This window comes from Burkholderia sp. Ac-20349, from assembly GCF_017104865.1.
Classification (GTDB): Bacteria; Pseudomonadota; Gammaproteobacteria; order Burkholderiales; family Burkholderiaceae; genus Burkholderia; species Burkholderia aenigmatica.
Genome location: NZ_JAAGPM010000097.1, coordinates 1 through 24,050 on the forward strand (window position 1 = coordinate 1; position 24,050 = coordinate 24,050).

Here is a 24,050-nt window from a genome sequence, read left to right on the forward strand (position 1 = left end):
TCCGCCGCGGCACCGGCCGCCGCCGCGCAGCCTGCCGCGCCGGCGGAAGGGACCGATTACGTGCAGCGCCTCGAGCAATTGAAGGCGCTGTTCGACAAGGGCCTCGTGACCGAAGACGAATATTCGCGCGCGAAGGCCGAGATCCTCGCGAAGCTCACCCGGTAAGCGTCGCGCATGTTCAGTACCTCGTGCCCCCAGTGCGGCGCGCCGGTCGAGTTTCGCTCGGCGGCGGCGGTGATGGCCGTCTGCGCGTTCTGCCGCAGCACGCTGCTCAAGCGCGGCACCGACGTCGAACGTATCGGCGAACTGGCCACCGTGCTCGACGATGCGTCGCCGATCCAGATCGGCACGGCCGGGCGCTACGGCAAGCGCACGTTCACGGTGCTCGGGCGCATCCAGATGACCTACGACGCCGGCGCATGGAGCGAGTGGTATGTCGTGTTCGACGACGGCGCGTTCGGCTGGCTGTCGGATGCGTCGGGTCAGTATGCGGTCACGGTGCGCGAGCCCGACGATGCGTCCGGCGGCGCGTGGCCGGCGTTCGGCACGCTGGAGCCGGGCATGCGGATCGACAACGGCGGCCGCGCGTTTCTCGTGTCCGACGTGCGCACCGCGCGCTGCACGGGCGGCGACGGCGAGCTGCCGTTCCGCGTCGATGCCGGCTGGGAGGCGCGCGTCGTCGACCTGCGCACCGGCAACGCCTTCGCGACCTACGACTATTCCGACGCCGATTCGAACGGCGGGAGCCCGGCCGTCTATACGGGCGAAGCACTCGAATTCGATGCGCTCGCGTTCACCGGGCTGCGCGATACCGAACGCGATACGCGCGAGAAGCGCGGTGCGGAGATGGTGCCGTTCGCGTGCCCGAGCTGCGGCGCGCCGCTGTCGTATGCGCCGAACGTCGCCGACTACGTGGTGTGCGGCAGTTGCCACGCGGGCGTGCAGTGCACGGCCGAGCAGCAGACGGTGTTCGCGGCGCAGCGCAAGCTCGAAGCGGTGAAGGGGGCGCTGGAGCTCGGCGCGATCGGCACGTTCGACGGCGTGAAGTACACGGTGATCGGGATGATGCGTTGCCGCGTGCCGGACGACGAAGAGACGTGGGACGAATACCTGCTGTTGAACCCGAAGCGCGGCTTCCTGTGGCTCGTGCAGAGCGAAGGACGCTGGGAGCGTGTGCAGGTGCTCGATCAATGGCCGACGATCGGCAGCAATGCCGACGTGATCGACGGCGACAAGACCTACCGCCTGCGCGAGGAATACGACTCGGAGGTCGTCTACGTGGTCGGTGCGTTCAACTGGCGCGTGCAGGTCGGCGATCGCACGTCGATCATCGACTACGGCTGGCAGAAGGACAAGCTGACGCGCGAGCGCAGCGACGCGGAGATCGTCTGGTCGCGCGCGCGGCCGCTGTCGGGCAGCACACTCGCCGAACGCTTCGGCACGCCGGCGCTCGCGACGGCCGCGGCGACGGCAACCGCCGCTACCGAGTCGACGGGCCTGTTCGGCCGGAAAGGCCCGCACAGTTTCGCGCCGCTGCCGCTCGTGTTCAGCGCGCTGCTCTTGATCCTGAACATGGGTTCGCTGTTTTCGTTCAGCGGCCGCTCCGTCTACGTGCTGGTCGGCCTGCTGGTGCTGTGGCTGCCTGAATGGCTGTGGAAGAGTTTTGCATCGGACGGAGGCAACGCGTGATCCGGTACATCCTCTACGGCATCTATGGCCTGATCGTCGTCACGCTGTTCAGCTGCGCGTCGATCGGCGGCAGCGGGTCGGGCGGCAGCGGCTGGGGCAGTTCGTCGGCTCGCAGCGGCTACTCGTCGTACGGATCGCACAAATGACCGCGCGCGACGGGATCGCATCACCGCGCGCGACGTTCGGCTCGCACGTGCTGGCCGACCTGGCCGGCATCGATGCCGCGTTGCTGCGCGACGCCACGCGGCTCGAGGCGCTGCTCACCGAAGCGGCGCAGCAGGCGGGGGCGCGCGTGATCGGCGCGCATTTCCATCATTTCGGCGGCGAGCATGGCGTGACGGGTGTCGTGCTGCTCGCCGAGTCGCACATCACGATCCACACGTGGCCCGAGCATCGCTTCGCGGCCGTCGACGCATTCATGTGCGGTGCGGCGCGTGCAGCCGATGCGGTCGATGCGATCGCCGCTGCGCTCGGTGCGCAGGCACAAGTCCGGCAGCAGGTTGCGCGCGGCGGCGCGCCGACGTGAGCGGGCGATTCACTCCCTTTATCGATATGCGTAACAGAATCCGGTTTGCCGCGTGGCTCGGCTGGGTGCTGCTTGCCGGCAACGCTGGCGCCGATATGCCGCCGAAGCCGCCCGGGCCGGTCGTGATGGTTCACTTCGATTACTACGAGAAGGACAAGGCGCGCCTTCACGCGCTGGAGCAACGGCTGGATCGCGCAGTGAGGCGGGCGGGCGCCGGCGAACTGGGCGAGACCGAACTGCATCGCGACGGCAACGACGGTTATCTGTACCTGTATGGGGCCAGCCCCGACCGGCTGTATGCGGTGGCGCGACCGATCCTGAAATCGTCAGGATGGCTGACCGGTACGGAGGTCACGTTGCGCCGCGATACGGGGGCGGAAACGTTCCCGTTGCGCGGGGACGGCGCACGTTAGCGCGGATGCGGTTCGAATGGCGCGGCTGATGGAGGGAGCGTTGCGGATCGGGCCGGACAGTGCGCTTTTACCCTTGCGGATGTTGGCGACAGGCTGCCGAGGCTTCGTTGCGATGACGCATCGCACGCCGATTCAGGCGCCGGGCGATCGACCGGCGCGACGTTCCCGCTAACGGTCGAACCGGAACGACGACACGCTGTGCAACGTCGCGTCGTCGGTGCCGACGTAGCCCTGCGTCGTCGCGACGACCGCACGCTTGCCGTTGCTCAGCACGGCCCAATAGCACTCGCCGGCCGCCGAGTAGAAGCCGGTTTTCGGATCGTTGATGCGGCACATGATCGTCGCTTGCATGCCGCGCCAGCCGGCACCGGAGAAACGCTCGACCTCCTGTGCGATGCCGGAGCCGTATGACGTCACCCACTTGCCGTCGTCCTGCTTCTCGAATCCCGCTTCTTTCTCCGCGACCGGCTCCAGCGCGCCGTCGACGATATGGAACGCGATGAGGTAGCTGCTGTACGTCATGTTGCGGCCGACGATCGCGATGCAGCGGTTGCCGCCGATTTCGGGGCAGGGCTTCTTCACCTGCCGGTTCGCGAGGTATTCGAACGAGACGCCGAGCGCCGGGTCGCGATAGGTTTTCCAGCCCGCGTGTTTCACCTGCTTCAGCGCCTCGGTACGGTCGCGGTAGGCCGTGGCGATGCAGGCGGCGTCGGTGCAGGCGTCGCGCTGCGCGAGCCACGCGCGTTGCGACCGGATCACGGCCTGCTGGTCGGCGGCGATGCCGACGGCGTCGTCGTACGCGCTCGACAATGCGCTGTCGGCCGACAAGAGCGCCTCGTCGGCGCAGATCAGGCGATCGGTGCGCGTCTTCGAATGCGCGCAGTCGATGCTGTCGGCATGGGCCGACAACGAGAGGCCGATGGCGGCCAACGTGAGACCCAGGCGAATACCGAACACGGGCGGTTCCTCAGCGGGTTCGAACGGGAGCGGTCACGCCGCCGTCAGGTGATGCCGCGGCGCACGCGGTTCGCGAAGCATCGAACCTGGCGCCGCGCACCATGGTGCGAAGCGGTGTGACAGGGCGCGCTCAGCGATTGATCTGGTCCGCCGAGATCAGCTCGGCCACCAGCACCGGTGCCGGCCCCTGCAGGTAGTACTCGTGCTCGAGCGGTTCGCGCAGCTTCATGTACGTTTCCGCGCCGATCTGCATCGTTTCGCCCGCATGCATCTGCGCGCCGCTTTCCAGCAGGTAGTGCATCACGTTGTTGAAGATGCCCGAATAACGTTCGCCTTCGTGATGACCTGCCGCGAGCGCGGCGAAATCGGGCAGGCCGAACACGTCGGCGCCATAGGTGCGCATCCACACGCCGTCGACGCCTTCGACGTCGTATTTCACGAAGCCGCAGAAGAACAGGTTCAGCGGGATATCCCGCAGCACTTCGAGGCTTTCGTCGCCGAGTTCCTTCGCATTGAAGACGCCGGCCGGCAGCGACGTGTGCGCGTGCTCGTTCAGCACCGCGAGGCCGTTCTGTTCGGCCAGCGCGCCGGCGACGGCTGCCAGCGCGACATACTGTTCGAGCGGATTCGCTTCGTGCCCGGCGTAGTAGAGGATCACATGGCTGCGGCTCGCGCGCACCTGCTGCTTCAGGTCCTGCCCGTAGTGGGCCGGCGCGACGCACGCTTCCAGTGCTTCGGACGGATAGGGCGCGTCGAAGCCGACGAGCTGGACGACGTGGTTGCCCCAGCCGGCGAGCCCGAATACGTGCTCGAGCGTCGGCTCGGTCTCGACGCGCGCCTGCTTCATGCTCGGGTGGTACGCGCGCAGCGCGGCGGTCAGCGCGGCGATATCGACCTGCAGCGGGCCGTCGAAGACGACCGTCACGTTCGGCGGATTCTCGATGTCGGTTGCCGCGACCAGCGCGACGGGGTTTTCGGGTTCTTCCTTGCGGCCAAAGAATCGGGATATCAGGCTCATTGGATTATGGTCGTGTCGAAGCCGTTTCAGGGAGGGGCCCCGTTCTCTCGGTCGGGGTGCGCCGTCGGAATGGCGGCCGCCCGTAGTTTCCCCGGGTTCGGCGAATCTGGCAAATGCGTGGGGCATGCCCGACGGCGCGGCGGTGGCGCGTTCGAACACGTTCGGGAGGCGATGGCGCGGACACGCCGGGCTGTGCGGCCCGGGGCCGCCGGTCAGTGCGGCAGTGCTTCGGCTTCGGCCCAGCGCTTGAACGAATCGAGCCGCCGGCGTGTCTGCACGAGATAGAACGCGCCGATCAGCGGTTCGAGCAGCCAGCGTAGCCAGGCCGGCTGCGCGCGGAAGTGGTACGTGAATTTCACCTCGGTCGTGCCGGGTGTGTGCTCGGTGAAGTTCCAGCTGCCGCTGAAGCGTTCGAGCACTTTCGGCCCGTCGACCATTTCGACGGCGGCGACCTGCGGCGGACGGTACGAGATGTAGCGCGACACCATCGTCGCGCCCGACTGGCTGCGGCAGAACGCGTCGACGCCGACGTCGGCCGTCATGCCGTCGAGCAGATAGGCGTCGGTGAGGAAGCTGTCCCACACGAGCCGCCGCGCGTAATCCTGCGACCACGTGAAGAGGCGTCTGCGATCGACGCCGACGGTCCGGCTGACTGAGATCCTCATGATGGCGGGCGCACGGGTGCGGATTGGGATGAAATCGAGTGTAACCCGCCCATGCCGCGCATTTCTTCAGACTTCGTCAAGTCGAGGATGGGCTCGATTGACGCCCTCCGGGATTTCCCCTAGGATTCATTCCAACCCTTCGGGAAAGACCCGAAGCGTTTCAATCTCTTGAGGGAGCCTCATGAGTACGCAACAGAACCGGCGCTTCGACGCGCTCGTTTTCATCGGTCGTTTCCAGCCTCCGCATCGTGGTCACCTGAATGTGCTGAAGTCGGCACTGAGTCGGGCCGAGCGCGTGTGCGTGCTGATCGGGTCGACCGACAAGCCCCGCACCGTCAAGGATCCGTTTTCGTTCGACGAGCGCCGCCAGATGCTGGCTTCGCTGTTCGACGCGTCCGAGCGCGACCGCGTCACGATTGCGCCGTTGCAGGATTCGACCTACAACGACGGCGACTGGGTGCGCTGGGTACAGGACGCCGTCGCGTCCGCGCTCGGCGACATCGCGCAGCGCAAGGTCGGGCTGATCGGCCACGAGAAGGACGCCACGTCGTATTACCTGCGGATGTTCCCGCAATGGGAGCTCGTCGATGTCGACGCGACGGAAGACATTTCCGCCACCGAGATCCGCGACCAGTATTTCGCCGAACGCCCCAACAGCTTCGTGCAGTGGGCCGTGCCGGAACCCGTGTTCGGCTGGCTCGAGCGTTTCCGCACGCAGCCGGAATTCGCGCAGCTGAAGTCGGAAGCCGAATTCATCGCCGCGTATCGCAAGGCGTGGGCGGCCGCCCCGTATCCCGTCACGTTCGTGACGGTCGACGCGGTGGTCGTGCACTCGGGCCATATCCTGCTGGTGCGCCGCCGCAGCGAACCGGGCCGCGGCCTGTGGGCGTTGCCGGGCGGGTTCGTGAACCAGGACGAGCGACTCGACGCAGCCTGTATCCGCGAGCTGCGCGAAGAAACCGGCCTGAAGCTGCCGGAGCCCGTGCTGCGCGGTTCGATCAAGGATCGCCAGGTGTTCGATCACCCGACGCGTTCGCTGCGCGGCCGCACGATCACGCACGCGTGCCTGTTCAACTTTCCGACCGGCGAGCTGCCGCGCGTGAAGGGCAGCGACGACGCCGACAAGGCGCGCTGGGTGCCGCTCAACGAATTCGCGCAGATGCGCAACGTGATGTTCGAGGATCACTTCGACATCGCCTATCACTTCCTGGGGAAGCTGTGATTCGCTGATTCCCCGCACGACGGTCCGCCGCGACAGACGCGGCGGCACTTCAACGGCCTAGAGGAGCTCTAGCCATGCAAAACGATCTCGGCGGCTTTGCCGCGGTTCTCGCCAATCCGATTCTCAACACGGATTCGTACAAGGCTTCCCACTTCCTGCAATATCCGCCCGACGCATCGGCGATGTTCTCGTACGTCGAATCGCGCGGCGGCCGCTATGACCGGACGGTGTTCTTCGGCCTGCAGATGCTGCTGAAGGAATATCTGTGCAAGCCCGTCACGCACGCGATGATCGACGAAGCGCGCGATTTCTTCACGGTGCACGGCGAGCCGTTCAACGAAGCGGGGTGGCGCACCATCGTCGAACGTTACGACGGCTACCTGCCGGTGAAGATCCGCGCGGTGCCCGAGGGCTCGGTCGTGCCGGTACACAACGTGCTGATGACGGTCGAATGCGACGACCCGCAGGTGTTCTGGCTCGCGTCGTATCTCGAGACGATGCTGCTGCGCGTGTGGTATCCGGTGACGGTCGCGACGCGTAGCTGGCACCTGCGGCAGACGATCCGCCACTTCCTCGAAAAGACCGACGACGATCTCGCGCAACTGCCGTTCAAGCTGCACGACTTCGGCGCGCGCGGCGTATCGAGCGCGGAGTCGGCCGCGATCGGCGGTGCCGCGCACCTCGTGAACTTCATGGGTTCGGACACGGTGCTCGGCGTACTGGCCGCGAACCGCTTCTATCGTGAGCCGATGGCAGCATATTCGGTACCCGCGGCCGAGCACAGCACGATCACGTCGTGGGGGCGTGAGCACGAAGCCGATGCGTACCGGAACATGATTCGCCGCTTCGGGCTGCCCGGTGCGATCGTGTCGGTCGTATCGGACTCCTATGATCTGTTTGCCGCACTCGATCTGTGGGGCGGCGAGCTTCGCCAGGCCGTGCTCGATTCAGGTGCGACGCTGGTCGTGCGCCCCGATTCGGGCGACCCCGTGACGATCGTGCTGCAGACCGTGCGTGCGCTCGACGCATCGTTCGGCTCGACCGTGAACGGCAAGGGGCGGCGCGTGCTGAATCGCGTGCGCGTGATCCAGGGCGACGGCGTCGACGAGCTGTCGATCGAAGCGATTCTTTCGGCGCTCGACGACGCTGGCTATGCGGCCGGCAACGTCGTGTTCGGCATGGGCGGCGGGCTGCTGCAGCAGGTGAACCGCGATACGCAGCGCTTCGCGATGAAGTGCTCGGCGATCCGGCGCGGCGGCGTGTGGCACGACGTCCGCAAGGATCCGGTCACCGATCAGGGCAAGCGCTCGAAGAAGGGGCGGCTCACGCTGCTGCGCAGTTTCCGCACCGGTGAGTATCGGACGACGACGCTGCCTGCGGCGTGGGACGACCGGATGCTGGAAGGCGAGTGGGAGGAAGCGCTGGAAACGGTGTTCGATACGGGGCGGTTGCTCGTCGATACGTCGTTTGCGGAAGTGCGGGCGAGGGCGCACGCGGGAGAGGTGTGAGGTAGACGGGCGGGGGGGCACGCGGTGTGTGTGCCGCCCCGCGCCTGCCGGTCAGCCGCCCGGCAGGCCGCAACTGCCTTTGCACATCATCAGCCCAAACGGTGAGATCGCATGCCTGATGAATTCGCCCGCTTTCTTGAACGGCGCCTTGACGACCTTGGCCGCCTTTCCCATGGTCGTATCCGGTACATGAACGGTCAGGCTGTCAGTGGCCGGTCCGCCGATCGAGATCGACTCCATGTCGTTCTGTTTCGCCAGCGCGCCAAGCGCGGCGTCGCTCAGGAACGGTGCTCTCGTGCCGTCCATCGGTGAGTTCTTGCAGAGGATGTATTCACCGTCAGGCTTGAATCCTGCGTTCAGCAACGTCAGGCGCTCGGCGGGCGACGGCCTGCCATTGTCATGTCCGAAGCAAATGACGAGGTTCGCCGTAAACGAAGCCTGATTCGCGTCGGCGTAGATGTCCGACAGATAGGGCCGCCAGACTGCGTCCGGATTGTGGATGGCATTCAGGTCTTCGGTGATGTCGCGCGTGCTTTTGAATGTATACGTGTACGCGTAAGTGGCGACCAGCAAGGTTTTGCCGTCGTGACCGAGATAGGACGATGCCCTGGTTGCCTCGACGTACTCGTTGTGGTTCGCGTACTCGTAGACCGCATCGGCGTTCGCATGCGCGGTGGGTAGCAACGCCACGACGAGCCAGAGTGCTTTCCCGGAAATGGATCTCATGATTTTTGTTCGGAACGGGGATTTCGGCATTGTGTGATCCGCGATCGAGTTCGGCAAGCCTTGTCGGCATTGCCGAACAGGATCATTGGCAACTCGTCGGATGCGATTCCGGGACGTGTGCCGCCTGCGCCGCGTCCATCGCCCGCGCCAGCGCATCGAACACCGCCGGTCCCTTGCAGCGCGACACATTGAAGCGCAGGTACGACGTCGCGCTGTGCGACGCGCTGAACACATTGCCGGGCGCGAGCACCACATCGTGATCGAGCGCATGGCGCGCGACGCGCGCGGCGTCGAGACCGTCGGGCAACGCCGCCCACACGAACAGGCCGCCGCGCGGCTCCGTCCAGATCCGCAGCCCGGCGCGCGTGACGCGTCGGAGCGTTTCGCCCATCGCATCCGCGAGGCGCGTACGCAGGCTGTCGACGTGGCGCCGGTACGTGCCGTCGACGAGCAGCCGGTGAACGACGTTCGCGCCGATCTGCGCATGGCCGAACGACGTCGCGAGCTTCAGGTCGACGAGCGCCTCGATCCATTCCGGGCGCGCGGCGACATAGCCGCAGCGGATCGCGGCCGACAGCGTCTTCGAGAAGCTGCCGATCGACACGACGCGCGACAACCCGTCGAACGCCGCCAGGCGCGGCGCGGGCGTGCTCTCGAAATCCGCGAAGATGTCGTCCTCGACGATCAGCAGGCCGTGTTCGGCCGCGAGCGTCAGCAGCCGGTGCGCGACGGGCGCCGCGAGCGTCGCGCCGGTCGGGTTGTGCAGTGCCGAGTTGGTGATGTACAGGCGCGGTTGGTGCTCGGCGAGTACCTGCTCGAAGCGCGCGAGATCGGGGCCGTTCGGCGTGTACGGGACGCTGACGATCCGCGCACGGTGCGCACGCAGCAGCGCCTGGAAGTTGAAGTAGCACGGATCGTCGAGCACGACCGTGTCGCCCGGCTCCAGCAGCAGGCGGCAGACGAGATCGAGTGCGTGCGAGCCGCTGTCGGTCAGCATGATCTGCGTGGGTTCGGCCTGGACGCCGTGTTGCGCGAGCCGCCAGGCGAGCTGCTGGCGCATCGCGGGCAGGCCGAGCGGCGTTGCGTAGTCGGTCAGCGCGTCGGATTCGTCGCGCGACGCGGCGCGCAGCGCGCGGCGCAGGCTCTCGTCCGGCAGCCACGACGGCGGCAACCAACCGCAACCGGGCTTCACGGACGTCGGCGCCGCCTCGAGCGACTGGCGCGACAGCCACAGCGGATCGAGCCCGCGATCGAGCTGCGGGCCGAGATCGGCGAGCGCGAGCGGTGGCGCGTGCCCCGACACATAGAAACCCGAGCCGCGGCGCGCGACGAGCACGCCTTCGCTCGCGAGCCGTTCGTATGCATCGACGACGGTCGATTTCGACACGCCGAGCGCGTCCGCCATCATCCGGATCGACGGCACGCGCGCGCCGGGCACCAGTGCGCGGCTCGCGATTCGTGCGCGCAACGTATCCATCACGGTTTCCACGCGTGTGCGCGACGGGGTGGGCGGAACGGGAAGCGGGGTGGCCTGGCTCATGGCGAAGAATGAACTGTACGGCCGGTTGTCCAGTACAGTTTGTCCGAATTGTATTGGGCTGTAGCTTACGCGCTTTTCGCGAGCGGCGGATCATCGGTCATCCACTTATCCCATTCAGGATTTCCCGTGCAAAAGACGACCGACGGATGGCTCAGCGGCTTGCTGGGCGTGATCATCTTCAGTGGCTCGCTGCCCGCGACGCGTATCGCGGTGCAGGGGCTCGACCCGCTGTTCCTCACGTTCGCACGCGCGACGATCGCCGGCGCGCTCGGCCTGCTGCTGCTCGTCGTGCTGAAGCAGCGGCGGCCGACGCGTGCCGAGGCCGTGTCGCTGGCCATCGTCGCGCTCGGGGTCGTGATCGGCTTTCCGTTGTTGACGGCGCTTGCGCTGAAGCACGTGACGTCCGCGCACGCGATCGTGTTCGTCGGGTTGCTGCCGCTCGCGACCGCGCTGTTCGGCGTATGGCGCGGCGGCGAACGGCCGCGGCTGCCGTTCTGGATCTTCTCGATCATCGGCAGCGGCGCGGTGGCCGCGTTTGCGTTGCGCAACGGCGGCCGGGCGTCGGTGGTCGGCGACGCGCTGATGCTTGCCTCGATCGTCGCGTGCGGGCTGGGCTATGCGGAAGGCGCACGCCTGTCGCGCGAACTCGGCGGCTGGCAGGTGATCTCGTGGGCGCTCGTGCTGTCGCTGCCGCTGATGCTGCCGCTCACGTGGCTCACCTGGCCCGTGTCGTTCGACGGCGTCGATGCCGCTGCGCTGTGGGGGCTCGCGTACGTGTCGCTGTTCAGCATGCTGATCGGCTTCGTGTTCTGGTATCGCGGGCTCGCGCTCGGCGGAATCGCGGGCGTCGGCCAGTTGCAGCTGCTGCAGCCGTTCTTCGGCTTGCTGCTCGCGGCCGGGCTGCTGCACGAGACGGTGCCGCCATCGATGGTCGTGGTGACGGTCGTCGTGGTCGGCTGCGTGGCGGGCGCGAAATACTTCTCGAAAATAGCGCCCATGCGGCGTACGAGCTGACGCGCGAGCCTGAGCCAATGCGCGGGCGCGACCGGCCGAAGGTCGCGCCCGCTCGCGCTCAGTCGTCCGGCGTGCACACGCGCAAGCGGTGGCCGTCCGGATCGAGCGCGACGAACGTCAGGCCGAATACCGCCGTCATCGGCGCCTGTTCGAACGGCACGCCGAGTGCCTTCCACGCGTCGTACAGGCGCCGGACTTCGCGATCGTCGTCGACCATGAAGGCCAGCTCCGAGCGGTGGCCGGCGCCGCCCGATACGAAATCGCGTGCGCTGGTCGACCACAGGCCCAGATGCAGCCCGTTGTCGAACGTGAAGGCCGCATAGGTGGGAAACACGGCGACCGGCGGTCGCCCGAACAGGCGCTCGTAGAATTGCGCGCTTTGCGCCGGGTCCTCGACATACAGAAGAACGAGATTCGGGGAAGTCATGCGGAGCCGTCCTGGGATCGATTAAGATGCGTTCCATTCTATGAATGGATGCTGTCAGAAAGTGGCAGCATGGAACGATGACACGTGCCGAACGATTGCTCTCGCTGCTGCAGGTGCTGCGGCGCCACCGCCGCCCGGTGAGCGGTCGCGTGCTGGCCGGGGAACTCGGCGTCAGCCTCCGGACGGTCTATCGCGATATCGCGTCGCTGCAAGCGCAAGGGGCCGACATCGACGGCGAGCCGGGTGTCGGCTATGTGCTGCGCGCCGGGTTCATGCTGCCGCCGCTGATGTTTTCTCAAACGGAACTGGAAGCGCTGATGCTCGGTTTTCGCTGGGTCGGGAAGTTTGCGGATGCGCAGCTCACGACGGCTGCCGCCGATGCACTCGCCAAAATCTCTGCCGTGCTGCCCGCCGAGTTGCGTCGCGAGATGGAATGCACGACGCTGCTCGTCGGTCCGCGCACGATCGTGGATCGGGAGGCCATCGACATGGGTGTCGTGCGCGCGGCGATCCGTACCGAAAGCAAGCTCAGGATCCGCTACACGGGCGAGGGCCGGAAAACGATCGACGAACGGATCGTGTGGCCGTTCGCGCTCGGCTATTTCAATGACGTGCGGATCGTGGCGGCGTGGTGCGAAGGCCGGAACGATTTCCGGCATTTCCGGACGGATCGCATCGTCGGGCTCGAACCGCTGGACGTGCGCTATCCGCGGCGGCGCGCGGCGTTGCTGAAGGCGTGGCGCGCGGCGGGCGCCGACGTGCGCGTGGCGGTGAAGTAGCGCGGCCGGAGGCGGGGCGGAGAACGGGCGCGCTTCGCGCGCCCCGTTCCGTGCGGCCGCTCGACCGCACGCGCCGGTGCGCTTAGGCGACGTGCGCCACGCCGTATTGCGCCGACAGGTACCGCCGGATATCGGCAGGCGAATCGATGAAGCGTCGGCCGTTGTGCTCACGAATCGCAAGGGTGTCGTCATCCGGCACCTGTCCGTCGCCGAGCACGAGCACCGGGGCCGACTGGTTGTCCGCACCTAGCAGTGTGACGATCGGCTGGCGCGGACGCGGGGCGTCGATGTATTCGACGTCGACGGCGTCGCGCAACTGCGGATAGAAACTCAGCAGCCCTTCGACGGAAACCGAATCGCCGCAGTAGAACGGACCTTCGGAGTCCTTGAAGAAACCCGGGCGGAGAATGAACAGTGTGTCTTTCATGATGGTCTCGCTATGACAGAGGGAAAAACGTCGAAGAAAACGTGATGGGGGAGTGCATGCGTAACGTCGCCGGATGTCACGCTTCCGCGAGCGCGGCGGCGCGCATTCTCGCGAAGCCGGCGGCGAGGTCGGCAATCATGTCGTCGGGATGCTCGAGCCCCGCATGAATCCGCAGCAGCGGGCCGGTCGCCGCCCATTGGGTGGCGGTGCGGTTACGCGACGGATTGGACGGGATGATCAGGCTCTCGAAGCCGCCCCAGCTATACCCCATGCCAAAGCACGTCATGCCGTCGAGCAGGGCGCGCACGGCTTCGTCGGCCTGCGGATGCAGCACCACGCCGAACAGCCCGCACGCGCCCGTGAAATCGCGCTGCCACAGCGCATGGCCGGCGTCGCCGGGGCGCGCCGGATACAGGATCCGCGCGACTTCCGGCTGCTGCGACAGCCAGTCGGTCAACACCTGCGCGTTGCGCTGATGCCGCTCGAGCCGGACCGACAGCGTACGCAGGCCGCGCAGCGCGAGATACGCGTCGTCACCGCTGACGGTCATGCCGAGTTGCCGGTAGAAGCGCGTGACCTTCGGCGCGAGCGCCTCGGTCGTCAGAATCGCCCCCATCAGCACGTCCGAGTGCCCGGCGATGTATTTGGTCGCGGCATGAATCGACACGTCGACGCCATGCGAAAACGAGCGGAAATTCAGCGGCGTGCCCCACGTGTTGTCGAGCAGCACGACCGCGTCGTGCCGGTGCGCGACGCGGCAGATGGCCGGAATATCCTGCACTTCGAAGGTCAGCGAGCCCGGCGATTCGGCGAATACCGCGCGCGTGTTCGGCTGCATCAGCGCCGCGATGTCCGCGCCGATCGTCGGATCGTAGTAAGTCGTCGTGATACCGAGGCGCGCCAGCGTTTCGTCGCAGAACGACCGGGTCGGGTCGTACACCGAGTCGGCCATCAGCAGATGGTCGCCCGGATTCAGCACCGCGAGCAGTGCGGTCGTGATCGCACTCAGGCCGCTGGGTGTCAGCAACGCGGCGTGTGCGCCTTCGAGCCGCGCGAGCGCTTTCTCGAGCGCGCGCGTGGTCGGGCTGCCATGACGCCCGTACGCGAGCGGCGTGCCGCGTACGGCGTCGAGTGCGTCGGTGCCGTGAAAGAGCAGCGTCGACTGGCGATAGACCGGCGGGTTGACCGGCGAGCCGGGCTGGCTGTGCGAGCGGCCTTCATGGGCGAGAACGGTGTCGGGCGAATGCAGGTGGTTCAAGATGTCTCCTTTGGGTGTCGATCAATCGAAGCGGGGCAGCTGTTGCGCGGTCAATGCAGGATCTTGTCGAGGAAGTCGCGCGCGCGTTCGGAATGCGGCGCCGCGAAGAACCGGTCGCTGGCCGCGTCCTCGACCACCGCGCCCTGGTCCATGAAGATCACGCGATGCGCGACCTTCCGCGCAAAGCCCATTTCATGCGTGACGCATACCATCGTCATGCCGTCGCGCGCGAGCTCGACCATCACGTCGAGCACTTCGTTGATCATCTCGGGATCGAGCGCGGAGGTCGGCTCGTCGAACAGCATCGCGACCGGGTTCATCGACAGCGCGCGCGCAATCGCGACGCGCTGCTGCTGCCCGCCGGACAACTGCCCCGGATATTTGTGCGCATGCGCCTTCAGGCCGACACGGTCGAGCAGCTTCATGCCGTTCTCGACGGCCTCGTCCTTGCGGCGGCCGAGTACCTTGATCTGCGCAAGCGTCAGGTTGTCGGTGATCGACAGGTGCGGGAACAGCTCGAAATGCTGGAACACCATGCCGACGCGGGCGCGCAATTGCGCAAGCTTCGCGGCGGGATCGCCGAGCCGCGTGCCGTCGACGGTGATGCTGCCTTTCTGGAACGGTTCGAGGCCGTTGATCGTCTTGATCAGCGTCGATTTTCCGGAGCCGGACGGCCCGCACACGACGACCACTTCGCCCTTCGAGACGGCCGCGCTGCATGCCGAGAGCACCTGGTGCTTGCCATACCATTTCGATACGTTGTCGAGCGTAATCATGTTCTGTCCGTCGATGGAGTTCATGTGAAGGTCGGGCGCGTTCAATGCGTGGACGGCAGTGCGAGGCGCGTCTCGACGCGACCCTGCAGCCGCGTGAGCAGCGTGCTGAGGACCCAGTAGATCGCGGCGGCGGCGAGATAGAGCGGCAGCGGCTGGAACGTCGCGGCGATCACCTCCTGCGTCGAGCGCAGCAATTCGGTGACGGTGATCACGGAGACCAGCGACGTGTCCTTGATCAGGCTGATCAGCGTATTGCCGAGACTCGGTACCGCGAGGCGCAGCGCTTGCGGACAGACGACGTAGCGCAATGTCTGTACGTGCGTGAGGCCGAGACTGTGGGCGGCCGCCCATTGCCCGCGGCCGATGCCGAGAATCGCGCCGCGCATGCTCTCGGACAGATAGGCGCCTGCGTTGAGCGTCAGCGTGAAGATGCCGGCCGTCGTGGGGTCGAGCGTGATGCCGAGATCGGGCAGCCCGTAGTAGACGACGAACATCTGCACGAGCAGCGGCGTGCCGCGCATCAGGCTGACGTAGCCTTGCGCGAGGCCGGCGGCAAGCCGGTTGCTGCCGATGCGCATGATCGCGATCACGAGCCCGACGACGAGACCCAGCGCCATCGACGCGACGGCAAACTTCAGCGTGAGCATGGCGCCCTTGACCATCACGGGCAGCGTATGTACGACCAGTTGGAGTGCTTCCATTGCGTGTCTCCTGATTGTGTGCCGGACGCCCCGCGCGTTCGTGCGTTCGTGCGCGGGGCGGGCTGCGTTATTGCGTCACCGGCTTGGTCGTGTCCGCGCCGAACCACTGCATCGAGATCTTCTTCAGCGTGCCGTCCTGCTGCAGCGACGCCACGGCGTCGTCGATTGCCTTCGCGAATTTCGGATTGCCCTTGCGGAACGGGATGCCCATCCGGTCTTCGCCGCCCGCGAGCACGGAGCCGGGGCGCAGCGGCAGGTGCGAGTTCTTGATCAGGTAGCTGAGCATCAGGCGATCGTTGACCGCCGCGTCGATCCGGCCGGCCGCCAGGTCACGCAGGTTTTCCGGCGTACCGGGGTAGACCTGCAGGTCGATCGCGGGCACGGTCTTGACCAGATCGACATAGTTGCTGCCCATCGTCACGCCGACCTTCTTGCCCTTCAGTTCGTCGAGCGACTTGAATGCGCGCGCATCGTTTTGCCGTTGCAGCAGCTGCGCGGACGAATACACGTACGGCGCGCTGAAGTCGAGCGCCTGCTGGCGCGACGGGGTGATCGCGACCTGGTTGACGATCACGTCGAACTTGCCGGCCTGCAGGCCGGCGAGAATCCCGCTCCATTCGGTCGTCACGAACTGCGGCTTCACGCCGAGACGAGCGGCAACCGCCTTCGCGACATCGACGTCGAAGCCTTCGAGCTGGCCATCGGCATTGCGATAGTCGAACGGCGGATAGGTGCCTTCCAGCGCGATCTTCAGCACACCGGCCTGCTTGACGGTGTCGAGCAGGTCAGCCGCGTGCGATGTCGCGGTCGCGATGCAGAGGAGGGCGGCCGCGATGCCTTGCTTGAACGTCGGGGTGAAGTGCTTCATGGTTGTCTCCGGGGTTGTTGTCGAAAATTCAGGGTGTGCGATGCCGCGGCGACGGGCGGCGTCGCCGTGAGCGGGAAGTCGATGAAGCGTGCGGCGGCGGGCGTGGCTGTCCGCCGTGCGCGATGCCGTGCGTTACGGCATGCGTTCGTGGCCGATGAAGGTCGGGTGCGCGTACCGATGGATGACGCAGGCGCGTGAGCAGCAGCGAAGGCCGGCGTGTGCGGCGAAGCGTTCAAGCGTGCGATTCATGATTGCCCGTGCAGCATTGCGAGTGTGGTGGACCGGATGCATCGTCGATGCGTATCCGGCGACAGGAATGCGGTGCGACTGAGGGCAATCTTAGTTTTGTCAAAAGGGAATGTGTTTCCAAAGATGCGTGCACTTTTCACGCGACGTGGAATGTTTTTCTCTGCGTGCGAAAGGTGGCGCATGCGATCTGCTGCGGTTGCGCACGATGAGAAGGATCAGGTGCTACGGTACGGGTGAACGGTTGCTCCGGGCTGCGATCCGGCCGTGCGTCGAAAAGCAAAACGGCCAGGCTGCCGTGAGTGGCAAGCCTGGCCGTTGGCCTTCGTGACGCGGGATGCGCGTTACTCGAACGTTTCGAGCGCGAGCAATTCGTCGATCGTCTGCCGGCGGCGGATCAGCCGCGGCGTGCCGCGATCGACGAGCACTTCCGGCGCGAGCGGCCGGCTGTTGTAGTTCGAGGACATCGACGCGCCGTATGCGCCCGCGTCGTGCAGGAACAGCAGGTCGCCGATCTGCGGCTGCGCCAGCTTGCGGTGCGTGACCACACCGCCCGCGTCCTGCGTGAACACGTCGCCCGATTCGCACAGCGGCCCCGCGATCGCGAGATCGACGAGCGGCCGGCCGGCCGGCAGCGCGCCATCGTGCGTGTGCACCGACACCGCGTGGTAGCTGCCGTACATCGACGGGCGCATCAGGTCGTTGAAGCCCGCGTCGATCAGCACGAAATCGTGCTTCGGGCGGCGGTTGACGGCCTGCACTTCGGTGACGAGCGTGCCGGCTTCGGCGACGAGGAAGCGGCCCGGTTCGATCTCGATGCGCACCGGGTGGCCGAGATGCCGTTCGATCCGCTTGCGCGCGGCGTCCCACTGGCTGAAGTAGTGGCCGACGTCGACACGCGGCTCGCCGTCGCGATACGGGATCGACAGGCCGCCGCCGGCCGAGATCGCGTCGATGTCATGACCGAGCGACGAGACGAGATCGACCATCGCATCGCACACCTGCGACAGGTGGCCGTAGTCGACGCCCGACCCGATATGCATGTGGATGCCGACGAGCTTCAGCCCGTACTGGCGCACGATCTCGATCGCGCGCGGTACGTCGTCGATCCAGATGCCGTGCTTGCTCTGCGGGCCGCCGGTATTGGTCTTGTTGCTGTGGCCGTGGCCGAAACCGGGGTTGACGCGCAGCCACACGCGATGGCCGGGCGCGTGCTCGCCGATGCGGGCGAGCATGTCGAGCGAACCGGCGTTCACGGTCACGCCGTGCTTCAGCACGGCCGCGAGCGTCGGGCGGTCGATCAGGTCGGCCGTGAACACGACGCCTTCCGGCTCGCCTGCCGGGCTGAAGCCGGCCGCGAGGCTGCGCTCGATCTCGCCGAGCGATACGGCGTCGACGCACGCGCCTTCTTCGCGCATCAGCTTCAGGATATGGACGTTCGAGTTCGCCTTCTGCGCGTAACGGATCACGTCGAACTGACGCAGTTGGGCGATGCGGTCGCGGATGACGTCGGCGTCGTACACCCACAGCGGGGTGCCGTATTGCTGCGCGAGCGTCGCGAGCTGGCGGGAATCGAGAGACATGGCAGATGAATCGGGTCGAATGAACGGATAGCGTGAATGATGCGCCTGATTGTCTATACAGTAAAATGCCTGTTTATCGACATTCGATTCATATCTGATATAGACGATCATGCTCACGCACCGCCATATCGAGGTCTTTCGCGCGCTGATGGTTACCGGCAGCACGACGCGCGCGGCGGAGATGCTCTATACGTCGCAACCGACGATCAGCCGCGAGCTTGCGCGCATGGAGCAGGTCGTCGGCTTCGCGCTGTTCGAGCGCGCGCACGGACGGCTGCGGCCGACGATGGCCGCGCTCACGCTGTTCGACGACGTGCGGCTTGCGTATGTGGGGCTTGAACGCGTCGCGGCGACGGCCGCGCGGCTGCGCGAATTTCGCGACGGTCAGTTGTCGGTGATCGCGCTGCCGGCGTTCTCGCACGCGATCCTGCCTGGCGCGTGCCGGCGTTTTCACGAGGCCCACGCGGGCGTCAGCGTATCGGTGGCGACGCAGGAATCGCCGGTGCTCGAAGAGTGGCTGACCGCGCAGCGTTACGACCTCGGGCTGACCGAGCACGACGTCGCGCCGGCCGGCACCGTGCTCACGCCGCTGCTCGAAGTCGACGAAGTGTGTGTGTTGCCCGACGGCCATCCGCTGCTCGCGCAGGATGCGATCGATCTGCTGGATCTCGCCGATCGTCCGTTCGTGAGCCTGTCGCTGAACGATCCGTACCGCATCCTGATCGACGAGGCGTTCGCGCAGCTCGGCATCGCGCCGCGCTCGGTGGTCGAAACACCGTCGGCGGTGTCGGTGTGCGCGTTCGTGCGGCAGGGGCTCGGTGCCGCGATCGTCAATCCGCTGACCGCGCTCGATTTCGTCGGGCGCGACCTGCACGTGCGGCCGCTTACGCGGTCGTTTCCGTACCGGGTCAGCGTGATCGTGCCCGAGCACCGCCCCAAGAGCCTGCTCGTCGATGCGTTTGCCGATGCGCTGCGCGGCGAGGCAAAGGCGATCCGCCGCCGATTGGCAACGCTGCTCGGCTGACGCAGCCGTATGATGGGCGTTTCGCCGTCAACGTCGCCTCTTTCCGGAACCCTTCATGACCGACGCTTCCGTTTCCCTCGAACCACCGATCCTCACCGGCGAACGCGTCGAACTGAGGCCGCTCGATCCATCCGACCGGCAGGCGCTGCTGGACGCGGCTGCCGACGGCCAGTTGTGGAACCTGAAGGTCACGGTCGTGCCGGGCCCGGAGACGATCGACGCGTATATCGCGACCGCATTGCAGGGCCTCGCCACCGGCGCCGTGATGCCGTTTGCGATCGTCGATCGCGCATCGGGCCGCGTGATCGGCAGCACGCGCTTCTGGAAGATCGATCGCAAGAACCGCAAGCTCGAGATCGGCCATACGTGGCTGAGCGAATCGGCGCAGCGCACGCGTGCGAATACCGAAGCGAAATGGTTGTTGCTGGGCTATGCGTTCGACGTGCTGCAGTGCGTGCGCGTGCAGTTCACGACCGACGAGCTGAACGAGAAATCGCGCGCGGCGATCCTGCGGCTCGGTGCGAAGCAGGAAGGCATCGTGCGGCACGAACGGATCATGCCGGATGGCCGCAAGCGCAATTCGGTGCGCTTCAGCATCATCGACGACGAATGGCCGGAAGTGCGTGCGCGGCTGTTGGCGAAGCTCGCGACGTAACGCGTGAAGCGTGACGTCGGATGTGCGTCGCGCCGCCGGAAGGGGAGCGGCGACGCGACGACAGGGGAAGCAGCGCGCCGCACATGATGTGCGGCGCTGCGGCGCGTTACTGCGCCGAGGCGAGGTGGTGGCGTTCCGCGAGCTTCTGCGCGTCGGCGTAGTGCTTCTGCAGGATCGGCAGCGACTGGCGGGCGACTTCCTTCAGCTTCGTGTCGCGGCCCGACGCGATTTCGGCCTGGAATGCCGAGATGGCCTTCTGCTGGCCGGCAAGCGCGACCTGCTCGATGTACGCCTTGTCGAACTCGGCGCCACGCAGGCTCTTGATGCTGTTCAGCACCGACGTGTCGGGGTCGTTGGCCGGCACGTCGACGCCGCGCGGGCTGGCTGCGCGCATCGCCTGGATGATCTTTTCATCGTCGGTCGACACGCGTTGGGCGAACGCCTTGACCTGGCTGTCCGACGTGCGCGAATCGGCGATGCGCGCCGCGTCGTGCTGCGTCGACACGGTCTTCGTGCCGTCCGTGATGAAGGCCTGGTCGGCTTCGTGGATGCGCGTCGCGGCGGCGGCCGGTGCGTTCGGTGCGGCCGGTGCCGGCTGTGCGGTTTGTGCGGTCGCCGTCACGGCGACGAGAAGCAGGCCAGCGGCAGACAAAGCAAGGCGCGAGACTTGGGGAAAGCGGTTCATGGGACCTCCTTTCGATCGGGGCTCTGGTTGAAAAACGGATCACGTGATCCGTCGCTGTGCGAGAGACCGGGCGCGCCCGGGCCGGATTCGACCGCCGCTCTGCCGCGGCGCCGGTCGACGTGTTTTCCGACCCGACCGATTCTAGGAGAGCGATCCGGTAGCAGGTGCAACCGCGCTGTGGTTTGTGTAACGGTTGGTAAGACGAATCGATGAGCACGCGCGCCGACAGGTATTGCGTACCTGTCGGGTGTGCGGTGGCGGCAATTTTTGCGTGCAGGCGACGGGCGAAAGGCACGTGTGTGTCATCTGCTTTTCATCGTCTTGTTGCGGTGTCGTGCGATGCCGAGCGCATCGCACGATGGGCCGAACCGGATGCGCGCAGCGCGCGAATGCGTCACACGCGATCGAGCAATGCGTCGAGACGCGGCAGCAACGGTGTCGCGCAATGCGCCTGCAACGCGTCCGGCGCGGTGTAGCCCCACGCGACGCCCTGGAATGCAATGCGCGCGCGTCGTGCCGCGTCGGCGTCGCGGATTTCATCGCCGACATACAGCACTTCATCGTTGCGCACGCCGGCCTCATGAACGAGTGCGCGCAGGCGGCGTGCCTTGCCGAACAGCGGAATGCCGCACGCGAAATGCTCGACACGGCTGCTGGCGTGCGGGCCGAGCCGGTCGCGCACGATCGCCTCGGTATTCGACGTGGCGATCGCGATGCGGATGCCGCGCGCGGCGAGCGCGTCGAACGTTTCGTCGACACCAGGGAACAGCGCCACTTGCGCGACGCGCGGCTGCATCAGGCGACGCATGTCGATCGTCACGCGCGGCACTTTCCACATCGGCACCTCGAGTGCACGAATGATGTCGCGGGCCGACATGCCGCGCAGCGCCGGGCGCAGCTCCGGCGTGGCGTCGCGAAAGCCGTGCAGGCGCGACGCTTCCGACAGCGCCGCGAGAAAGCTGTCGAGCGAATCGGCGAGCGTGCCGTCGAAGTCGAATGCGATGAGACGGTAGGGCATGAAGCGGCGTGGCGGGTTGATTGGGCAGGCGACATTGTCACCGAATCGAGGTCCAGTGCTTGCACGGTCGGTTGCGGTTGCGGCTGCGGCGACGTGAGAGCGTCGAGCCGCTTCTTCGTCTCGTCCGGATGACCGCCGCCGCTTGTCGCCCCTCGCGCCGCGCGGTATCGTCAGCGTTTCGCCTGCCACCACACCAACCGGAGACCGACGTGCCCGCTGCCACCCCTGCCACGCTGAGATTTTCCACCGACAAGCGCGAACTCGACGTCGACGCGATCTTCGACTTCCTGCATCGCGACGCGTACTGGTCGCAGGGCATTCCGCGCGACGTGGTCGAGCGTGCGATCGCAGGCTCGCTGTGCTTCGGCGCCTACGTGGGCGACCGGCTCGTCGGGTTCGCGCGGCTCGTCACCGATCACGCGACGTTCGCGTACCTGTGCGACGTGTTCGTGCTGCCGGCCGAGCGCGGCAACGGCTACGGCCGCGCGCTGATCGACCACGTGTTCGCGCAGGAGATGGTGCAGGGCCTGCGCCGCATCATGCTCGTGACGTCCGATGCGCACGAGCTGTACCGGCCGGTCGGCTTCGGGCCGTCGGCGAATCCCGAGCGGGTGATGGAGATCCGCCGCCCGGACATCTACGCGAATCGCTGACGCGCGGCGCAGCGCATACAATACGCGCTTTCCGTTTTTGCCGAAGAGAAGCCCATCATGACCGAACAGGAAGCCGAACAGCTCGCGACGCATCGCCATTACAAGGGCGGGCTGTATCGCTACATCGGCGTTGCTCGCCATTCCGAAACCGAGGAATCGGTGGTCGTGTACGAACATCTGTGGCCGCATGCGCGCGGGCTGTGGGTGCGGCCGGAAGCGATGTTCAACGGGAACCTCGAAGACGGCACGCCGCGTTTCCGCAAGCTGCGCGACTGAGTGACGGCCGGCGGCGCGCGGCGCCGCCGTGCCAGCCGGCTGCGTGACCGTCTACGCGCCGGCCAGCGCCTTCACCAGCTCCGGCGGGGCCTGCCCGACCGTGACTTCCGGCGTGCCGTGCCACGCCGCGAGCTTCTTCACCGCTTTCGCGATATCCGCTGCGAGCCCCGTGCCGAACCGCACGCCCGGCTCGACATGCACGACCTTCAGTTCGAACGTGCCGAGCGTGCGATGCGCTTTCGCGTCGATGCGCCCGACCAGCCGGCCGCGATGCAGCACCGGCAGGCAGAAGTAGCCGTAACGCCGCTTGTGCCCGGGCGTATAGCATTCGATCGTGTAATCGAAACCGAATAGCGTCGATGCACGCCGCCGGTCCCAGACGACCGGGTCGAACGGCGACAGCAGCGTCGTGACCGTCGAGCGCAGCGTGTCGGCCTGCGCGGCCGGCAGCAACGCTTCGAGCGAGCGATGCACGTAGGCCGGCTCCTTCCAGTCGTCGATCGCCACCGGGATCAGGTCGCCCGCGTCCGCGAGCTGCTCGAGCTCCGCGCGGTACGATCGGCGCGGCAGCCGATAGTAGTCGGCCACCCAGTCCGCGCGCACGACGCCGAGCGCGCGGCACGTGTAGTCGAGCAGCGCGGGCAGCACGGCGTGGCGGGGCGGCAGGTCGCGCGCGTCGTCCCAGTCGGGCAGCACGCGCTCGCGCACGTCGTACACGCGCTGGAAATTGCGGCGTTCCGACACCATCAGGTCGCCCGTCGTGAACAGCACTTCCAGGTGCTGCTTCTCGGGCTTGCGATCCCACCAGCCGTTGCCTTTCACGCCATCCTCGCGGGCGAAATCGGCCGAGCGGACGGGGCCCCCGTCGCGAATCCGCGCGAGCAGCCGTTCGATGTCCGGACGATTCTGCTCATGCCATTCGGCTGCGTACTTCCAGCCCATCCCTGACGGATCGAGCATCTTGTAGCGCATCAGGCCGAACTGCTCGACCGGCAGGAAGCACGCTTCGTGCGACCAGTATTCGAACAGGCGCGCCTCGGCGAGATGCTCGTCGAGCCACTGCGGCGAGAAATCGCCGAGACGGCTGAACAGCACGAGGTACGGGCTGCGCGCGACGACGTGGATGGTGTCGATCTGCAACTGCGCCATCCGGCGGATCGTGTCGAGCACGTCGGACTTGGTCGCCTTGCGGCGGGGCGGGGTCAGCAGGCCCTGCGCGGCGAGATGCAGCGCGCGGGCGGCGGCGGGCGAGAGCGTAAGCATCGGAAGGGCGGCCGGGAGTGATGGTCGGGAACCACTTTAGCGCGAAAGCGGCGCGCGCGTGCGACGTGCCGATGCATCGTGTCTGACAATGGTTGACAGATGCGTTTCGCAAGTTTCCCTATAGTGCAGTTCA

General features: G+C 66.6%; 28 protein-coding genes. 13 read left to right on the top strand and 15 right to left on the bottom strand.

What is annotated here, in order from left to right; genetic code table 11:
* The 5 genes from G3N61_RS26555 to G3N61_RS26575 form a co-directional block, all read left to right on the top strand.
* Positions 1–165 (top strand): SHOCT domain-containing protein (locus G3N61_RS26555; protein WP_205823992.1); only part of this gene is annotated, 165 nt, incomplete at its 5' end.
* Between the two features lie 9 nt (positions 166–174).
* A complete protein-coding gene (locus G3N61_RS26560) occupies positions 175–1,689 on the top strand; it encodes a DUF4178 domain-containing protein (protein ID WP_205823976.1) in 1,515 nt (504 codons plus the stop codon).
* A complete protein-coding gene (locus tag G3N61_RS26565; protein WP_155291822.1) occupies positions 1,686–1,835 on the top strand; it encodes a hypothetical protein in 150 nt (49 codons plus the stop codon). The genes G3N61_RS26560 and G3N61_RS26565 overlap by 4 nt, the downstream gene beginning before the upstream one ends.
* Complete coding sequence (gene speD / locus G3N61_RS26570) at positions 1,832–2,215, top strand: adenosylmethionine decarboxylase (RefSeq protein ID WP_205823977.1); 384 nt, start codon at positions 1,832–1,834, stop codon at positions 2,213–2,215. The genes G3N61_RS26565 and speD overlap by 4 nt, the downstream gene beginning before the upstream one ends.
* Positions 2,212–2,628 (top strand): hypothetical protein, encoded by a 417-nt coding sequence (locus G3N61_RS26575; protein ID WP_346778588.1) that lies wholly within the window; start codon positions 2,212–2,214, stop codon positions 2,626–2,628. Before speD ends, G3N61_RS26575 begins: the two co-directional genes overlap by 4 nt.
* A 168-nt stretch (positions 2,629–2,796) precedes the next feature.
* Here the strand turns inward: G3N61_RS26575 and G3N61_RS26580 are convergent, their stop codons facing one another.
* The 3 genes from G3N61_RS26580 to G3N61_RS26590 all read right to left on the bottom strand — a co-directional run bounded on the left by G3N61_RS26580 (position 2,797) and on the right by G3N61_RS26590 (position 5,268).
* Entirely contained in the window at positions 2,797–3,585 is a 789-nt protein-coding gene (locus G3N61_RS26580; protein ID WP_205823978.1) for a lysozyme inhibitor LprI family protein, read from the bottom strand.
* 130 nt (positions 3,586–3,715) lie between these two features.
* The gene (locus G3N61_RS26585; protein WP_205823979.1) at positions 3,716–4,603 is read right to left on the bottom strand and encodes a DUF4261 domain-containing protein; all 888 of its coding nucleotides are present in this window, start codon (positions 4,601–4,603) and stop codon (positions 3,716–3,718) included.
* A 212-nt stretch (positions 4,604–4,815) separates the two neighbouring features.
* Positions 4,816–5,268: an SRPBCC family protein gene (locus G3N61_RS26590; RefSeq protein WP_027789550.1), complete on the bottom strand. Its 453-nt coding sequence runs from the start codon at positions 5,266–5,268 to the stop codon at positions 4,816–4,818.
* A gap of 181 nt (positions 5,269–5,449) precedes the next feature.
* Here G3N61_RS26590 and G3N61_RS26595 point away from each other — a divergent pair, with 181 nt between their 5' ends.
* Both G3N61_RS26595 and G3N61_RS26600 read left to right on the top strand, forming a co-directional pair.
* Positions 5,450–6,490 (top strand): bifunctional nicotinamide-nucleotide adenylyltransferase/Nudix hydroxylase, encoded by a 1,041-nt coding sequence (locus G3N61_RS26595; RefSeq protein WP_089452263.1) that lies wholly within the window; start codon positions 5,450–5,452, stop codon positions 6,488–6,490.
* Positions 6,491–6,564: 74 nt separating this feature from the next.
* On the top strand, positions 6,565–7,998 hold the full coding sequence (locus G3N61_RS26600) for a nicotinate phosphoribosyltransferase (protein WP_205823980.1): 1,434 nt from the start codon (positions 6,565–6,567) through the stop codon (positions 7,996–7,998).
* A gap of 51 nt (positions 7,999–8,049) precedes the next feature.
* Here G3N61_RS26600 and G3N61_RS26605 read toward each other — a convergent pair whose 3' ends face one another.
* Together G3N61_RS26605 and G3N61_RS26610 are read right to left on the bottom strand one after the other, a co-directional pair.
* The gene (locus G3N61_RS26605; protein WP_205823981.1) at positions 8,050–8,724 is read right to left on the bottom strand and encodes a hypothetical protein; all 675 of its coding nucleotides are present in this window, start codon (positions 8,722–8,724) and stop codon (positions 8,050–8,052) included.
* A gap of 82 nt (positions 8,725–8,806) precedes the next feature.
* Positions 8,807–10,264 (bottom strand): PLP-dependent aminotransferase family protein, encoded by a 1,458-nt coding sequence (locus G3N61_RS26610; protein WP_205823982.1) that lies wholly within the window; start codon positions 10,262–10,264, stop codon positions 8,807–8,809.
* A gap of 126 nt (positions 10,265–10,390) precedes the next feature.
* On the opposite strand from G3N61_RS26610, the gene G3N61_RS26615 reads away from it, so the two are divergent.
* Positions 10,391–11,278 (top strand): DMT family transporter, encoded by an 888-nt coding sequence (locus G3N61_RS26615; protein WP_205823983.1) that lies wholly within the window; start codon positions 10,391–10,393, stop codon positions 11,276–11,278.
* Between the two features lie 58 nt (positions 11,279–11,336).
* On the opposite strand, the gene G3N61_RS26620 is transcribed toward G3N61_RS26615, so the two are convergent.
* Positions 11,337–11,705, bottom strand: a complete 369-nt coding sequence (locus G3N61_RS26620) for a VOC family protein (protein WP_089452268.1) — start codon at positions 11,703–11,705, stop codon at positions 11,337–11,339.
* A gap of 77 nt (positions 11,706–11,782) precedes the next feature.
* Here G3N61_RS26620 and G3N61_RS26625 point away from each other — a divergent pair, with 77 nt between their 5' ends.
* The gene (locus G3N61_RS26625; RefSeq protein ID WP_205823984.1) at positions 11,783–12,484 is read left to right on the top strand and encodes a YafY family protein; all 702 of its coding nucleotides are present in this window, start codon (positions 11,783–11,785) and stop codon (positions 12,482–12,484) included.
* A gap of 82 nt (positions 12,485–12,566) precedes the next feature.
* Here G3N61_RS26625 and G3N61_RS26630 read toward each other — a convergent pair whose 3' ends face one another.
* From G3N61_RS26630 to lysA, 6 genes are all read right to left on the bottom strand, one after another.
* Positions 12,567–12,911, bottom strand: coding sequence for a DUF3088 domain-containing protein (locus tag G3N61_RS26630; RefSeq protein WP_043179994.1), 345 nt, complete (start codon positions 12,909–12,911; stop codon positions 12,567–12,569).
* A gap of 76 nt (positions 12,912–12,987) precedes the next feature.
* On the bottom strand, positions 12,988–14,169 hold the full coding sequence (gene metC / locus G3N61_RS26635; RefSeq protein ID WP_205823985.1) for a cystathionine beta-lyase: 1,182 nt from the start codon (positions 14,167–14,169) through the stop codon (positions 12,988–12,990).
* A 50-nt stretch (positions 14,170–14,219) separates the two neighbouring features.
* A complete protein-coding gene (locus G3N61_RS26640) occupies positions 14,220–14,945 on the bottom strand; it encodes an amino acid ABC transporter ATP-binding protein (RefSeq protein WP_043181353.1) in 726 nt (241 codons plus the stop codon).
* A gap of 41 nt (positions 14,946–14,986) precedes the next feature.
* A complete protein-coding gene (locus tag G3N61_RS26645) occupies positions 14,987–15,646 on the bottom strand; it encodes an amino acid ABC transporter permease (protein WP_043179990.1) in 660 nt (219 codons plus the stop codon).
* Positions 15,647–15,713: 67 nt separating this feature from the next.
* Positions 15,714–16,514 carry a transporter substrate-binding domain-containing protein gene (locus G3N61_RS26650; protein WP_089452271.1) on the bottom strand — a complete coding sequence of 267 codons (801 nt, stop codon included), beginning with the start codon at positions 16,512–16,514 and terminating at the stop codon, positions 15,714–15,716.
* A 590-nt stretch (positions 16,515–17,104) separates the two neighbouring features.
* Positions 17,105–18,343, bottom strand: a complete 1,239-nt coding sequence (lysA, locus tag G3N61_RS26655; RefSeq protein ID WP_175022153.1) for a diaminopimelate decarboxylase — start codon at positions 18,341–18,343, stop codon at positions 17,105–17,107.
* 109 nt (positions 18,344–18,452) lie between these two features.
* Here lysA and G3N61_RS26660 point away from each other — a divergent pair, with 109 nt between their 5' ends.
* Together G3N61_RS26660 and G3N61_RS26665 are read left to right on the top strand one after the other, a co-directional pair.
* Positions 18,453–19,367, top strand: coding sequence for a LysR family transcriptional regulator (locus G3N61_RS26660; RefSeq protein ID WP_205823986.1), 915 nt, complete (start codon positions 18,453–18,455; stop codon positions 19,365–19,367).
* A gap of 55 nt (positions 19,368–19,422) precedes the next feature.
* On the top strand, positions 19,423–20,022 hold the full coding sequence (locus G3N61_RS26665) for a GNAT family protein (protein WP_205823987.1): 600 nt from the start codon (positions 19,423–19,425) through the stop codon (positions 20,020–20,022).
* Between the two features lie 106 nt (positions 20,023–20,128).
* On the opposite strand, the gene G3N61_RS26670 is transcribed toward G3N61_RS26665, so the two are convergent.
* Both G3N61_RS26670 and G3N61_RS26675 read right to left on the bottom strand, forming a co-directional pair.
* Entirely contained in the window at positions 20,129–20,707 is a 579-nt protein-coding gene (locus tag G3N61_RS26670; protein WP_043179983.1) for a DUF4142 domain-containing protein, read from the bottom strand.
* A 394-nt stretch (positions 20,708–21,101) separates the two neighbouring features.
* A complete protein-coding gene (locus G3N61_RS26675; RefSeq protein WP_043179982.1) occupies positions 21,102–21,725 on the bottom strand; it encodes an HAD hydrolase-like protein in 624 nt (207 codons plus the stop codon).
* 209 nt (positions 21,726–21,934) lie between these two features.
* Here G3N61_RS26675 and G3N61_RS26680 point away from each other — a divergent pair, with 209 nt between their 5' ends.
* Complete coding sequence (locus G3N61_RS26680; RefSeq protein WP_205823988.1) at positions 21,935–22,378, top strand: GNAT family N-acetyltransferase; 444 nt, start codon at positions 21,935–21,937, stop codon at positions 22,376–22,378.
* Between the two features lie 57 nt (positions 22,379–22,435).
* Positions 22,436–22,654 carry a DUF1653 domain-containing protein gene (locus G3N61_RS26685; RefSeq protein ID WP_006480837.1) on the top strand — a complete coding sequence of 73 codons (219 nt, stop codon included), beginning with the start codon at positions 22,436–22,438 and terminating at the stop codon, positions 22,652–22,654.
* 51 nt (positions 22,655–22,705) lie between these two features.
* On the opposite strand, the gene G3N61_RS26690 is transcribed toward G3N61_RS26685, so the two are convergent.
* Complete coding sequence (locus G3N61_RS26690; RefSeq protein WP_205823989.1) at positions 22,706–23,917, bottom strand: crosslink repair DNA glycosylase YcaQ family protein; 1,212 nt, start codon at positions 23,915–23,917, stop codon at positions 22,706–22,708.
* Positions 23,918–24,050 lie beyond the last annotated feature (133 nt).